At 65.4% G+C, this 14,817-nt stretch carries 7 protein-coding genes, 1 tRNA gene and 1 pseudogene; 2 read left to right on the top strand and 7 right to left on the bottom strand.

Features of this window, described 5'->3' with window-relative positions:
• Nucleotides 1-59 precede the first annotated feature (59 nt).
• Nucleotides 60-132: transfer RNA gene (locus tag ACYQ0R_RS02060), tRNA-His, on the top strand.
• A gap of 51 nt (nucleotides 133-183) precedes the next feature.
• Here the strand turns inward: ACYQ0R_RS02060 and ACYQ0R_RS02055 are convergent.
• Nucleotides 184-1,353 (bottom strand): CobW family GTP-binding protein, encoded by a 1,170-nt coding sequence (locus tag ACYQ0R_RS02055; protein ID WP_459820683.1) that lies wholly within the window; start codon nucleotides 1,351-1,353, stop codon nucleotides 184-186.
• Between the two features lie 66 nt (nucleotides 1,354-1,419).
• A complete protein-coding gene (locus tag ACYQ0R_RS02050; protein ID WP_459820682.1) occupies nucleotides 1,420-4,488 on the bottom strand; it encodes an FAD-binding and (Fe-S)-binding domain-containing protein in 3,069 nt (1,022 codons plus the stop codon).
• Between the two features lie 128 nt (nucleotides 4,489-4,616).
• Here ACYQ0R_RS02050 and rqcH point away from each other — a divergent pair, with 128 nt between their 5' ends.
• A complete protein-coding gene (rqcH, locus tag ACYQ0R_RS02045; RefSeq protein WP_459820681.1) occupies nucleotides 4,617-6,776 on the top strand; it encodes a ribosome rescue protein RqcH in 2,160 nt (719 codons plus the stop codon).
• A gap of 25 nt (nucleotides 6,777-6,801) precedes the next feature.
• Here rqcH and ACYQ0R_RS02040 read toward each other — a convergent pair whose 3' ends face one another.
• The 5 genes and pseudogenes from ACYQ0R_RS02040 to ACYQ0R_RS02020 form a co-directional block, all read right to left on the bottom strand.
• Nucleotides 6,802-7,821: an acetamidase/formamidase family protein gene (locus ACYQ0R_RS02040; RefSeq protein ID WP_459820680.1), complete on the bottom strand. Its 1,020-nt coding sequence runs from the start codon at nucleotides 7,819-7,821 to the stop codon at nucleotides 6,802-6,804.
• 365 nt (nucleotides 7,822-8,186) lie between these two features.
• Nucleotides 8,187-8,390: pseudogene (locus ACYQ0R_RS02035) on the bottom strand (helix-turn-helix domain-containing protein); the annotation flags it as partial.
• A gap of 70 nt (nucleotides 8,391-8,460) precedes the next feature.
• On the bottom strand, nucleotides 8,461-10,047 hold the full coding sequence (locus ACYQ0R_RS02030) for a replication factor C large subunit (RefSeq protein WP_459820679.1): 1,587 nt from the start codon (nucleotides 10,045-10,047) through the stop codon (nucleotides 8,461-8,463).
• 148 nt (nucleotides 10,048-10,195) lie between these two features.
• On the bottom strand, nucleotides 10,196-12,652 hold the full coding sequence (locus tag ACYQ0R_RS02025; RefSeq protein ID WP_459820678.1) for an efflux RND transporter permease subunit: 2,457 nt from the start codon (nucleotides 12,650-12,652) through the stop codon (nucleotides 10,196-10,198).
• A 311-nt stretch (nucleotides 12,653-12,963) separates the two neighbouring features.
• The gene (locus ACYQ0R_RS02020; protein WP_459820677.1) at nucleotides 12,964-14,778 is read right to left on the bottom strand and encodes a cobyric acid synthase; all 1,815 of its coding nucleotides are present in this window, start codon (nucleotides 14,776-14,778) and stop codon (nucleotides 12,964-12,966) included.
• Nucleotides 14,779-14,817: the final 39 nt, after the last annotated feature.

Raw genomic sequence — 14,817 nt, 5'->3', positions numbered from 1 at the left:
CACGCCCGAACCAGAGTCGTAACGGTTATCCGTGAAAACGGGGTACGTGACGATGCGTGTCCGGGTTAGGGTAGTGGACTATCCTTCAGCCTTGTGGAGGCTGAGACGCGGGTTCAATTCTCGCACCCGGACCTTTGTACGCCGACCGAACCGGTGCCCGGTCGAGAGCCGTTATGACATCGTTCACAGGGGGAACGCCGCGTCCGCCGCCTCCATCGTCTGCTTCCCGCTCTCGTTGCCGTCGACGAGCAGCTCACCGAGCTCCGCGCGGAGCCGGGGCTCGTCCATCTCCTGACCGATAAACACGAGTCGCGTTCGTCGCTCGTCGCGGTCCCCCCACTCGCCGATCGGTCCGGCCTGCACCGACGGGCCCGCCTGACTCACGCCGATGACATCGTCCGTCCCGGCGACGTGTGCGACGCCCTTCGCGCGGACGATCGACCCGTCCCAGTCGTCGAGCCACGCCGCAAGCGACTCGGGGTCGAACGGTGACTCCGACCGGTAGACGAACGACTCGACGCCGTGAGCGGCCGCCGCACCCTCGGGATGGGCATGGTCGTGACCGGCGTGGTCGCCATCGTCATCGTGGTCGTGACTGACGTGGTCGCCATCGCGCTCCCCGGCGGCCTCCGTTTCGACGATCGCTTGCTTCCAGCCGGCGGAGCGCTTGGCGGTCTCGAAGTCGAACCGGCCGGTGTCGAGCACCTCGTCGGGATCGACCGCCGAGTACGTCGTCCGGATCCGTTTGGCTCGGGGGCCGAGCCGCTCGGCGACGGTTTCGATACGGTCGAGCACGTCGTCGGGAACCATATCCGTCTTGTTCAACACGAGCACGTCACAGAACTCGATCCCCTCGACGAGCACGTCGGCGAGCGGACGCTCCGAGTCCGGCTCCGCCTCCCCCGGAAGATTCTCGCCGGCGTCGAACTCCTTCCAGAACCCGTACGTGTCGAGCACGGTCACCATCGTGTCCAGACGGAACCGCTCGGTCGGGTCGACGTCGGAGCTTTCGGTCCCTTCGGTAAACGCTCGTGCGACGGGGATCGGCTCGGAGATCCCGGACGATTCGACGAGCAGGTAGTCGAACTCCCGCGACGCCGCCAGCTCCGTCGCCTCCGTGAGCAGATCGTCCTGTAGCCGACAACAGATGCAGCCGTTCGAGAGGTCGATCACGCCCTCCTCCTCGTTCTCGCGTGCAACGAGCTCTGCGTCGACGTTCACCTCGCCCATATCGTTGAGGATCACGGCGATTCGCCTGTCACCCGGATTCGAGAGCAGGTGATTGACCATCGTCGTCTTGCCAGCGCCGAGATAGCCGCTGAGCACGGTGACTGGGATCCGGTCGTCCGTCATGGTACGGATCGACGCCGCGAGGAGGTATCAAACGATCGATCGGGTTGATTCTGCCGGGATGGCGACTCAGTCGAGCGCCGCCGCGAGCTTCTCGACCGGGTGTGGCGGCTCACGCACCTCGCCGTCGCGACCCTTCAGTTGGCTTCGACACGACGCGCCGGGGGCGATGACGACATCGCCGTCGCTTGCGTCGACCTGGTCGAACAGGATCCGACCGATCGCCTTGCTCATCGAGTAGTGCTCGGACTCGTAGCCGAACGAGCCGGCCATCCCACAACAGGTCGAGTCGAGCGGGTCGACGCCGTAGCCCGCTCGACGGAGTACGCCGACCGCGTGGTGGTCCTTCTTGGTCGCCTTCTGGTGGCAGTGCCCGTGGTACGTGAGCCGCTCGCCGGGTGCGTCGAACCTGAGCGTCTCGTCGAGACGGTGCACGTCGACGTACTCCAGTATGCCGTACGTGTTGGCTGCGACCGCAGTGACGTCCTCGTCCGGCACGTCGCTCGCGTCGCCGGCGAGCACGTCGAGATAGTCGGACTGGAGCATGACGGCGTCGGAGGGCTCGACGACGACGACGTCCCAGCCGGTGTCGACGTCAGGTGCGAGCGTCTCGACGGTGTCGCGTGCGATGGCCCGAGTCTCGTCGACGAGGCCCTTCGAGTACGCCGGGCGACCGCTTCCCTCGACGTCCGCGATCCGGACGTGACAGTTCGCGGCCTCTAACACCCGTACCGCCGCTTTGCCCGCTCCGGGGTTCGTGTACGTCGTATACACGTCCGGGAACAGCATGACGTCGCGGTCGGCCTCCTCACGCGGAACCAGTGGCCCTCCGCGTGCCGCGAACCAGTCGGTCAGACTCTCCGAGCGGAACGACGGGAGTTCACGCTCGCTCGCGATCCCGAGCGTCTTTTCGAGCAGGAGCCGCACGCCGGGAACCTTCGGGGCGACGTTCGAGAGAGGCGCGAACGTCGAGCCGAGCGGTGCGAGCGACTCGAACTTCCCGAACAGCTTCGTCCGCAGGCTCGCGCCGTGTTCCTCGTGATACGCGTGCTCGACCTCGGTTTTCAGCTTTGCCATGTCGACCTCGCTCGGACAGTCCATCGCACAGCCCTTGCAGCCGATACATAGATCCATCACTTCCGTGACAAACTCCTCGTCGGTCGGATCCGCCGGCAGGTCTCCGGACATCGCACCGCGCAGCATGTTCGCCCGGCCGCGCGTCGTCTGGATCTCCTCTTCGGCTGCGCGATACGTCGGACACATCACGCCGCCGGTGGTCTCCTGTGGTCCGCGACAGCCGCCACAGCCGTGACAGAGCTCCACCATCCCCTGTAACCCGTTCTCGTTGTTCCACGACAGCGCGGGGTCGAGACCAAACTCGAGGTCGTACTCCGGATCGAACCGGAGGTGTTCGCGCATGTCGAACTCCCCGCAGACGTTGCCGGGGTTAAGCAGCCAGTCGGGGTCGAACGCCGTCTTGAGCTCGCGGAACGTCTTCCACAGGTCGTCGCCGTACAGCTTCCGGTTCCACTGGGTTCGCGCCCGTCCGTCGCCGTGTTCGCCGGAGACGGAGCCGCCGAGTCGGACGACGGCGTCGGTGACTCGGTCGGCGATGTCGACCATCGCGTCGACGCCGTCGACGTCTTTCGTGTTGATCAGCGGTCGAACGTGTAACACGCCGGGACCGGCGTGTGCGTAAAACGTCGCGAACGTCCCGTTGTCCTCGAGTATCTCCTGGAACTCCTTCGTGTACTCCGGGAGATGCTCCGGCGGGATCGCACAGTCCTCGATAAAGGAGATGTGCTTCTCGTCGGAGGTTCGCGACAGCAGGATCGGGAGGCCCGACTTCCGCATCTTCCAGAACCGGTCGCGCTCGTCCGGGTCGTGTGCCTCCATCGCCGCGAACGCGCGCCGGGGCTGGTCGGTCGTCTCGGCGGCTCCTGCGGACGGCTCAGCCGCGGGCTGGGAGCCGTCTGCGAGCGTCCCGCCCGCACGGTCCGCGATCAGGTCCGCGACCTTGCGTCGCCCCTCCTCGTCGCTGTCGGCATAGAACTCGACGAGCAACACGGAGTCGGTTCCGTCCGGCAACGTGCCGACGAGTTCGCCGAACTCGGCGGTGTCGGCGGCGAGTCCGAGCAGCACGTCGTCCATCACCTCGACCGCGGCCGGATCGTGTTCGAGGGTGGGAGCGACGTCCTCCATCGCGTCGAGCAGATCCTCGTACGCCAGCAGCGCCACCGCCTTCGTCTCGGGAATGTCGACGAGCGACACGGTCGCTTCCGTCACCGTCGCGAGCGTTCCCTCGCTTCCGGCGAGCAGTCGACCGAGGTTGACGGTGCCTTCCTCACCGAACTCGCCGCGATACTCCGCGAGCAGCCGGTCGAGGTTGTAGCCGGAGACGTTCCGTTTGAGCTCCGGGAATCGCTCGTCGATCGCGTCCGCCTCCTCGTCGATGATCCGAACGACCTCGGCGTGGACCCGGTCGAGGAGGTCGTCGCTGTCCGGGTCGGCGGACTCGCGAAGCTCCTCGACGGCGACGTCGCCGAACGTCGCCACGGCGCCGTCCGCGAGCACGACCTCCAGCTCCTCGACGTAGTGGTCCGTTTTTCCGTACTTCAGCGAGTGCGAGCCGGTGGAGTTGTTGCCGATCGCGCCGCCGATCGCGGATTTGTCGCGCCACGCCGGGTCGGGTGCGAACTTGAGTCCGTGCGGCTCCGCCGCCGCGTTGAGGTCGCCGACGTACGCACCCGACTGGAGCGTGGCGGTCGCCGCTTCCGGATCGATCGAGCGGATCGCGTCCATCGAGTGCGTGGTGTCGAGCACGACCGCCTCGTTCACCGTCTGGCCCGCGAGTGACGTGCCGCCGCCACGCGGGAGCACCGGAACCCCCTCCGCATAACAGTACTCGTGTACCGTCGCGACGTCGGCCGTCGACTCCGGAAACACGACGCCGATCGGCGTCGCCTCGTATGCGGAGGCGTCCGTCGCGTACAGGCGCCGGGAGTATTCGTCGAACCGAACGTCGCCGTCGACTCGGCGATCAAGCGCGTCGACGAGATCGGGGCGGTTCACGTCACCGCCCGTGTAATCGAAGTCGCTTCGATCCCGGGGGTCGGAATCCGGCGTGTGTGTGGCCATGGGTGTGCGTGGCGCTTGGAGGTTGAAAAGCTCCCGAACCGTGCACGGACTGGGAGTCGTTCGTGTCACTCGCGTCGATCTCGCCGTCACAACGACACGTCTTTTTCCGGCCCGCGTGTGTGCCCGGTATGGACCCGAAGCGGGAGCTGTCGAGCATCGACCTCCGTGCGCTCGTCACCGAGTTCGGTCGGTACGAGGGCGCGAAAGTCGACAAGGCGTACCTGTACGACGACGACTTGCTCCGGCTGAAGCTCCGGGATTTCGACCACGGCCGCGTCGAGCTCATGATCGAGGTCGGCGACGTGAAACGCGCTCACGTCGCAGACCCCGAACACGTCGCCGACGCGCCGGGACGACCCCCGAACTTCGCGAAGATGCTTCGTAACCGGCTGTCGGGCGCGGATTTCGCTGGCGTCTCCCAGTACGAGTTCGACCGAATCCTCACCTTCGAGTTCGAGCGTGGCGACGAGAACACGACGGTGGTCGCGGAGCTTTTCGGCAAGGGGAACGTCGCCGTGCTCGACGAGACGGGAGAGGTCGTCGGCTCGCTGTCGACCGTGCGGCTCAAATCCCGGACCGTCGCACCCGGAGCCCAGTACGAGTACCCCTCCTCCCGGCTCAATCCGCTCGAGGTGAGCTTCGACGCGTTCAGCCGCCACATGAACGACTCCGACAGCGACGTGGTGCGGACGCTGGCGACGCAGCTCAACCTCGGCGGGCTGTACGCAGAGGAGGTGTGTGCCAGAGCGAGCATCGAAAAGGAGACGCCGATCGACGAGGCAACCGAGACGGAGTATCGGGCCCTCCACGACGCGATCGCCCGGATCGCGGAGCGACTCCGCTCCGGCGAGTTCGAGCCGCGGGTGTACGTGGAGACCGACGACGCTGACGCCGACGCCGGATCCGGTCGCGTCGTCGACGCCGGATCCGGTCGCGTCGTCGACGTCACTCCGTTCCCACTGTCGGAACGCGAGGGGGTGCCGAGCGTCGGGTTCGACTCGTTTAACGCCGCAGTCGACGAGTACTTTTATCGGCTGGAGCGCGCCGTCGATGGCGACGAGCCGGTCGACCCGGAGCCGACCCGCCCCGACTTCGAGGCGGAGATCGCCAAGCAAAAGCGGATCATCGAACAGCAGCGGGGAGCGATAGAGGGATTCGAAGAGCAGGCCGAAACGGAACGGGAGCGCGCGGAGCTGCTGTACGCCAACTACGACCTCGTCGACGAGGTGCTCTCGACCGTGCAAGAGGCCCGGCAGAACGACGTCTCGTGGGCCGAGATCCGGGAGACGCTCGAAGCCGGCGCGGAGCGCGGGATTCCGGCCGCCGAGGCGGTGGTGAACGTCGACAGCGAGGCAGGAACCGTTACGGTTGCTCTCGACGACGCCGAGGTCGAACTCGACGCGTCGGCCGGCGTCGAGGTGAACGCCGACCGGCTGTATCAGGAGGCAAAGCGGATCGAGGAAAAAAAGGCGGGTGCAAAGGAGGCGATCGAGTCGACCAGAGCGGAGCTGGAGGCGGTCAAAGAGCGGAAGCAAGCGTGGGAGGCGGAAGACGAGGGCGACGAGATGGAAGCCGAGGACGAGGAGACGGATCCCGACATCGATTGGCTCTCCCGGTCGTCGATCCCGATCCGCAGTCCGGACGACTGGTACGAGCGGTTTCGGTGGTTCCACACCTCTGACGGGTATCTGGTGATCGGCGGGCGGAACGCCGACCAGAACGAGGAGCTGGTGAAAAAGTACATGGGCAACCACGACCGCTTCTTCCACACGCAGGCACACGGCGGTCCAGTCACCCTGTTGAAGGCGGCTGGGCCCTCGGAGTCGGCAGATCCCGTCGACTGGGCGGAGTCGACGCTCCGGGAGGCTGCGCAGTTCGCGGTCTCGTACTCCTCCGACTGGAAGGACGGTCGCGGCGCGGGTGACGCGTACATGGTCGAGCCGGACCAGGTGTCGAAAACGCCGGAAAGCGGCGAGTACATCGAGAAAGGAAGCTTCGTGATCCGCGGTGAACGGAGGTACTTCGAGGGCGTTCCCTGCCGAGTCGCGGTCGGCGTCCAGTGTGAGCCGGTGACGAGAGCGATCGGCGGACCGCCGTCCGCGATCCGTGACCGCGCGGAAACCACCGTTACCGTCGAGCCGGGGATGTACGCCCAAAACGACGCCGCGATGATGGTGTACCGGGAGCTGAAACAGCGGTTCGCGGACCAGTCGTTCGTCCGAAAGGTGGCGAGCGCCGACCAGCTACAGGAGTTCCTGCCGCCGGGCGGCTCCGAGATCGTCGACTGAGGAAGCGCCGCGAATGCGCCGCCAGTTAGCGTTCCGGGAAGATGCTTTTCGGGATGTACGCGGAGACGGTCCAGTTCGGCGCGTCGACGACCTCGCTTATTTTTAGATCCATCGCGGCCGAACAGAGGATGTACGCCTCACCCCGCGTCAGATCCCGGGTGTCGGCGAGGTGGTCGATCATATGTTTCGTCGCCTTCTTCGTCGCATCCATCAGGTCATCGGAGATCCCGGTCGTTCCGTACATCGGCTCGTCGTGGCCCGTCGGCGTAAACGGTCCCGTCGTCTCGAACTGCGGCTGCTCGATCGACATGTCCGTGCGGACCGAAAACCGGGCCGTAACGAACATCGGGGCTTCGATCCCGGTGACACACACCTCGCCGTCACCCTGCGCGGCGTGACAGTCCGCCGTCGAGAACAGCCCGCCGTCGACCTCGACCGGTAGGTACACGGTCGAACCAGCAGTCATGTGTTTGACGTCCATGTTGCCTCCGGTCGACCGCGGCGGGAGGGTGTCGTGTTCGCCGTCGTCGCCGGGGGCGACGCCGATCACGCCCGGGAACGGATCGAGCGGGACCTCGATCCCGTTGGTGAAGCGTCCGACGTCGCCCTGCAGGTCCCAGATGTGGACGCCCGCGTCCGGGAACTCCTCGGGAAGCAGCCCAAGTCCCATGTCGCCGGGGAGATAGCCGGTGTACCCCCACCCTTTATGTTGGAGATCGAGCAGTTCGACTTCGAGGACGTCGCCCGGCTCCGCGCCCTCCACTGCAACCGGCCCCGTCAGCGGATGCACCGGATCGAAGCTCACGTCCGCGAAGTCGTCGACCGTCGACTCCACGTCGAGCTGGCGATCGACCGCGTCGCGGCACTCGAAGCGTACGACGTCGCCGTCCTCGACGGTAAGCACCGGGTCCAACGAGTTGTCCCACACCCGGTGGATGTTCTCCTCGGCAGCCGAGAGCCGGTGGTCGACGACGTAGTCGTTCGCCGCGTCGTCAGTGCTGTCGATGTCTCCGGTCGTGTCGTCCGCACGTTCGTAATGTGGCATTCGCAACCACGTCGCATGTTGACGCCCGATGGCTTAAAACACCCGTCGAGGGCGTCGGCGGTCGGTCGGACGACGGGTGGTTACAGCGGCAGCGAGGCGAAAGCCCACCCCTTCAGGGCTGTCTCTTACCCACAAGTTCACCGAGACCCAAACAGACGTTTTCAGACGCTGTCGGACCTGATCTGTACTCGATAGATCGAGATGAGGAGCGATTCGGGCGGTGATATCGGCGGTTGGGAGTTGCTGAATGCGGATAAACGAGATCGACAAAATCGCTTCATGAGGGCATTACGTCTGTAGATATCGGTATTTTCAGCCGAGTTCATCGATCTCGGTAGCGACTTGATTTGTGGGTAAGAGACAGGGCTGGAGACGCGGGCGTAGAGGGCAACTTGGTCGCGGGGGCGAGCATCACCAGCGAGGCGCAGGAGTTCGCGGTGTGGGATGCGTTGGTCGCCGCCGGGTGTACGGGTGTGGTCGAGGTCGCCGTTTCGGCACCATCGTTTGACGGTTTCGGGGTGGACGCCGAGTTCCTCCGCGAACTCGCCGATAACGTACGACCGTGGCATCGTCTTGTTGCTAATTGTTTCTTATTACTGCTTAAAATTCGGAATTCAGAAACAGTTACAAACCCCGCCGTCACAGGAAGTCGCTGAGTCCAGCCTGCCCGTCGTCCTCGTCGGATGTTGACTCCGTCTCGGGATCCGACTCCGTCGCTGCATCCGATTCCGTCGCTGCATCCGATTCCGTCGCTGCATCCGAACCCGTCGCTTGCGTCGGCATCGACGCTGACTCGTCGGTAGTCGCAGTTCGGCTCGACGCGTCATCGGCTCCGGATCGGCCAGCTTCCGCATCGGCCGGATCCGCTCCCGCTGTGTCGGCATCGTCTCCCGGGTCAGGCGATCTGGCGGCGAACGCCCCGTCGGCGTGGGCTTCGACGCGCTCCTCCCGACGCGCTCGTGCGTCCTCGACGATCGATTCGACCTTGTTCGTCGACTCGCCGGAGCCGGTGACGAAAGCGACGCCGGCCTCGTCGAGATCGTACGCCGCCGCCATCTCGACGGTAAGCTCTCGGGGCTTGCAGTGGTGCGTCACTGTCGAGAGAAACGGCAGTATCTCGCGCCGAGCCGTCTTCATGCTACAGCCGCTTGCGGCGGCGATCTGTTGAACGACCTCGTCGGCGGTGGCGTCGGAGGAGGGCCAGAACTGCGGGCGTCCGTATCTCGTCCACCCCCCTTTCGTACCGTCGCGCGCGGCCGCCACGCCCGCCGCAGCGTTGTCGGTCGCGTACCGCCAATACGTGTAGTTCTGTGTCGCGCGCACGCGACCGAGCCATCGATCCGCGTTCGCGAGAACGTCGTAGGCACGGGTCGCCTCCATCGGATCGTACACGTCGAGCATGTTGTCCTCGATCCACTTCGTCAGGTCGTCCGGGGTTTCATCGACTGCGTACGCCGACTGCAGGGCCTCCTCCGCGGACTCCTCTTTGAGCACCGCATCGAGGAACGGAAAGATACCCATCGCCTTATCGCGGTCCCCGGTGACGATGTCCGCCAACGTGATGGCGTCGCGTCCCTCGGTGGCGGCCTGGAGATCGTTGACCGCGCCACGGAGATCACCGCGATTGCGCTCGGCGATGCGTTCCAGCGCGTCCGACTCGAACTCAATATCCTCTTTCCGACAGATATCCCGGAGAACGGGAACGATCGACCGTGCGGAGACGTCACGAAACTCGATATCCTGACACGCGTTTCGGAGCCCACGCGAGATGTCGTAGAACTCGTTGGCGATGAGCACGATCGGCTGCCCCGACTCCTTGACGAGTTGCGTTATTGCCGACGCTCCGCCGCGGTCGTAGTTACCGTGGATGTTGTCCGCCTCGTCGAGAATGACGAGCTGTCTGGAGGCGGTGTCACCGCCGTGAGCGCCCCCGCCAGCCGCGCTCCCGCCGAGCGTGGCGTTGCGCGCGGCACGCCCTGCGAACCGTTCGATAACGTCGGCGGTCCGCTGGTCGGAGGCGTTGAGCTCGACGGTCTCCCAGCCCATGTCGTTCGCGAGCGCGTGAGCCGCACTCGTCTTCCCGACCCCCGGACTGCCGTGAAGAATCACTGCCTCGCCGTGATCGTCCCACGAGCGCGCCCAGTCCGCGAACGCGTCCCGAGCCTTGTCGTTCCCGCGGACCTCCGAGAGTGTGCTCGGGCGGTACTTCTCGGTCCAGTCGGCCATTACCGGAGATTGGCGCGTCCGTCGTTTAGTGGTTCCGAAGCGTCCCATCGGAACGTAGCCTGACACCACAGTTCCGGGGCGGCAATCCGACCTGTGTCGCGTGCGAGCGACGAATGGACCGCCGTGAACCGATCCGCACCCGAGTCGCTCATCCCGCCGGATCGGGGGCGATGAACCGGTCCCACAGAAACAGCGCGGGCGGGAGCGCAACGATGGATCCCACGAACGAGTACACTACGCTCAACCCGATCAACAGGCCAAAATCGCCAAGAACGGGCGTGATCGCGAGCGTAAGCGCGCCGGTGCCGATCGAAGTCGTAAGCATGCTTCCGGTGAGCGCGCCGCCGGTCGTCGCCAGCGTCGTCGTGAGCGCGCCCGTCACCTCGGCTCGTTCGTTGTATTCGTCGATGAAGCGATGCATAAAGTGAACAGTGTAATCGATCCCGATGCCGATCGAAAAGGAGAGCAGTAGCGCAGTGACGGCGTTCAGCGGCATATCGAGCAGCCGCATCGTTCCGAGAAGACAGGCGATCGCCAGCGCGATCGGGAACACGTTGATGACGCCGAGCCACGGCCGTCCGTCGAGGCCCCCGTAGATGAGTACGAGGACGATGGTCGAAAGCACGAGCGCGAGCACCATCCCCTGAATCGCCGACTCGAAGATCAGCTCGGTGATCTCGTGGTAGAGGATCGGCATCCCGGTGGCGGTGGCGGAGTGTCGGAAGGCGTCGGCATGATCGGCCGCATCCGCCGCGATCTCATCGAGCGTGGCGTCCGCATCGATGGAGTACTCGATCCGCGTGGCGCGACGGTCGTCGGTCAGATGCCGTTCGGCTTGCGGTCCTGCCGGTGACGCGAACAGCTCGTCGTAGATCAGTCCGAGGTTGCGGTCGGGGACCCCGTCACCGCTCCGGTCGTTGCGCGCGACGAGTGCGGCGAACTCGGGATCCTGTTCGGCGTAGGAGTCGATCACGGTCACGATGCTCCGTGCGTCGGTTCCCCCCTCCGGACCGACGGCCAACGTCTCCGGCGGATCGTCGTCGGGTGCGTCCAACGCCGCGAGCGCGTGCCCCTCTTCGAGGTGACCTTCCACGTATATCGTGACCGTCTGGTCCTGACTGACCGCAAATCGGTCCTCAAGCAGGTTGAGCGTCTCAGTGGCGACGTACTCGTCGGGAGCCAGCGGCTCCGGAATGTGGTCGACGTACCACGCTTCCTCCTCCGGCGGGAGGAAATCCTCATCCTCGAACGTGGTGTCGACGCCGGTTCCATACGCCCCCATCCCGATCCCGAGAATCAACAGACAGACGATCAGGACGGCCGGAGCGCGTCCGCCGAGATCCGCCGAGATGGATAGCGTGCGACCGAGCGAGGACTCCTCGGAGGCGATCGGCGTCGAGTCGAACTCCGGGAGCCCGTACTGCTCCCGGTATCGGTCGACGCGAAGTTTTATCGCCGGCAGGAACCCGCCGAAGATGAAGAACGTGAAGACGATGCCGACGGCAGCCGCCAGCCCCAGCTCTCGCATCGGACCGAGCTCGGCGAAGACGTTCGATCCGAAGCCGAACACTGCGGTGACGGTGACGATAAAGAACGCGACCGTAAGCTGCGTGATCGCGATGCGCATCGCCGGAATCGACTCACGACCGCGGACCTTCTCCTCGCGGTATCGATTGATGCTGTGGATCCCGAAATCGACGCCGACCGCCAACAGCAGCACCGGGACGACGAGCATCTCCTGTCCGATCGATATCCCCGCGTGTCCGAGGAAGCCGAACGTCCAGATGAGCGTCATCACGAGCGCGACCAATCCCAACAGCAGATCGAACGGGTCCCGATAGGCGACGGCGAGAAATCCCAACAGCAGCGCTCCGACCACCGGCATGACCATTACGAACGAGTCGCCGATGATATCCGCAAGCTCCGACTCGACGATGTCGCTCCCGAACGCGCGGAGGCTCGCCGGCTCGTCATCGGCGATCGAATCGATCGTCGTGATGATCCGCTCCATCTCGTCCTCGCCGATGTCGGTCGGAGCGTCATGGGAGATCACCGTTACCGACGCTGACGCCGACGCCTGACGATGGTTGTAATCGTCGGAGATCAACACCGAGAACTCGGACGTGGTACTGGCCTCGCGGACCGCCCGTCGGACCTCAGTCTCCGTTGCGCGCTCGACCGCTCGACGTTGTTCGGCTGGAGTCGCAGCCGTGGGGTCAAGCGTCCGTGCGACCATCGTTGGTGGACCGCTCGCGGACTCCATCCGCAGCTCCTGTCTGTCGTCGACGCGCTCGAGGAGACGGAGAACGTGGACCAGCTCCTCCCTAGTGAGGACGTCGGTGCCGTCATGAATCAGCTGTGTCGATCGGTCGTCGGCCGCAAACGGCTGCTCGAACTCCTCCTCGACGGCGTCTTGGACCTCCCTGACCTCGAGTCCCTCCGAGTATCGATCGCCGAGCTCCGTTTCGGTTTCGACGGCGGGGATCCCGGCGGCAAAAAACGTAGTGACGACGAGAAACAGCAGAATGACGGCTCGCGGGTTCGAGACGACGAGTTCGGTGAACCTCGAGACTCCCCCGTCGACACGCCCGCGCGGCTCGGTCATCGGTGCGACTGTGTACCCTCCGACGGAGCGCCTGCGTGCAGCCGTATGGAGAACAGTGCCGCTCCGTCACTCGGATGGAAGGTGATCGCACTGACCGGTCGGAACGGTCGACCTCGATGGTGTAAACGGCGGCGTAACATGACACACGAGTGAATATCCAAGCACCGAGGCAAAAGTCCTTTTCACGTCGTTCGAGAATCGAAGACTCTCGTGAGCACGCACTCGGATCCTACAGCTCCGTGCGACCCTCCCGTCGCTCGTAGCTATCTTGATACAGCGAGAGAATCCCGCCGTTCACGACCGGGAGGGTGTCATTCACATGCACTGTCGTCGTCACCGGTCGGTAGCTCCAACGCGGCGAGATCCACGTGGTCGTAGAGGAGATCAGCGGCGCGGTCGTACGGCGTGGAGCCATCAGAGCCCGCCCGCTCGGACGATCCTTTGGACGGGGGCTCTACGCCCGCGCGATCCTGTAGCTCACGGATGAATGCCCGCCGAACGGGCTCGTTCTCGAACAGTCCGTGGAGGTACGTTCCTACCACTCGGTCGGTCGCCGCACCGAGTTCGACGCCCGAGCGATCCCCCTCGGATTTCACCCTCGAGCTGTCCCCGCCGTCGTCCGGATTGATAAACGGCGTCGAGAGCGTCGCGTCCGTGTCGCTTGCGACGCGCGTCTCTCCCATGTGGATCTCGTAGCCGGCCACCGGAACTATCTCGGTCTCGGCGTGCTCTCCGGAGCTGCTCTCGCCGAGTCCGTATAGGGGGCTAGCCGCGTCCGGATCGACCGCCAGCTCGGTCGCGACGACCCGCTTGTCGGCGTCGAACGTCGTCTCGACGGGGAGGAGCCCGAATCCATCGACGACGTCGGACACGTCCGGATCTGCGCTCTCGACGGCGGCGTTCGCGATTCGTTCGCCGAGCAGCTGGTACCCCCCACAGAGTCCGACGACGGGGCCGTCGAACGCGCGGAGCATCTCGTCGAACCCGGCCTCTCGACACGCGAGCAGATCGTCGACCGTGTTTTTCGTGCCCGGCAGCACGACCGCGTCCGTCCCGCTCAGATCGTCGTCCAGCGGAACGTAGATGATTCGGACGCCCGGCTCGGCAGCCAGTGGTTCGAGGTCGGTCGCGTTCGAGATCCGCGGGAGTCGCGGCACGGCGACGGCGACCGCGCGATCGTCCGGAACGCCGTCGTCCGCGCCGTAAACCGCGCGCTCGCCCGCCGCGGGAAGCGCCACGCTGTCCTCCTCGGGAAGCCCGGGGTCGTCGTACGGGACTACGCCGAGAACGGGAACGCCGGTTCGCTCCTCGAACGCGTCGACGCCGTCGGCTAGGAGCGCAGCATCGCCACGGAACTTGGTGATGACCGCGCCGACGACCCGGTTCCGGAGGTCGTCGGGGAGCAGCTCGAGCGTGCCGACGAGCGAGGCGAACACCCCGCCGCGTTCGATGTCGGCAACGAGGAGGATCGCCGCGTCGGAAAAGCGGACCGTCTCCACGTTCGCGAGGTCGCGGTCGTGGAGGTTGATCTCGGCGATCGACCCCGCCCCCTCCGCGATCACGACGTCGTGAGCGGCGGCCAGCCGGTCGTAGGCGGCTTCGGCGGCATCGCGCGCGTCGTGCCAGTGGTTCGCGTAGTAGTCGCCCGCGGCGTAGTGTGTGACCGCCTCGCCGTCCACGACCAGCTGGCTCTCGCCCTCGCCGCGAGGTTTCAGGAGAACGGGGTTGTGGTCCGTCTCCGGCCGCACGCGCGCTGCCCGTGCCTGCACGTACTGGGAGACGCCGATCTCGCCGTATCCGGAACCTTCGCTCTCGCCGGGTTCGCTGGCGTCGCTCTCGCCGGATTCGCTGGCGTCGCTCTCGCCGGGTTCGTTGGCGTCGCTCTCGCCGGGTTCGTTGGCGTCGCTGAACGTCGACGGGTAGGGCTCCGCGCCGGCGGCGCTTGGCTCGGCGACGGTCGTCGACTTCGGCACCGCCCGCGCGTTGTTCGACATGTTTTGCGCTTTAAACGGTGCGACGTCGACGCCACGGTCCGCGAGCAGTCGGCAGACGCCCGTGACGACCGTCGATTTCCCGACGTGCGAGGCGGTTCCGGCCACCAACAGGGTCGGTGTCTCGTTCGACATAACTCCCTAAATATGAGCGTACGTTCCCATCACAACGGT

This window comes from Halorubrum luteum (genome assembly GCF_054652935.1).
Note: the sequence above shows the minus strand (reverse complement) of the source record. Positions and strands in the feature narration are given on the sequence as shown.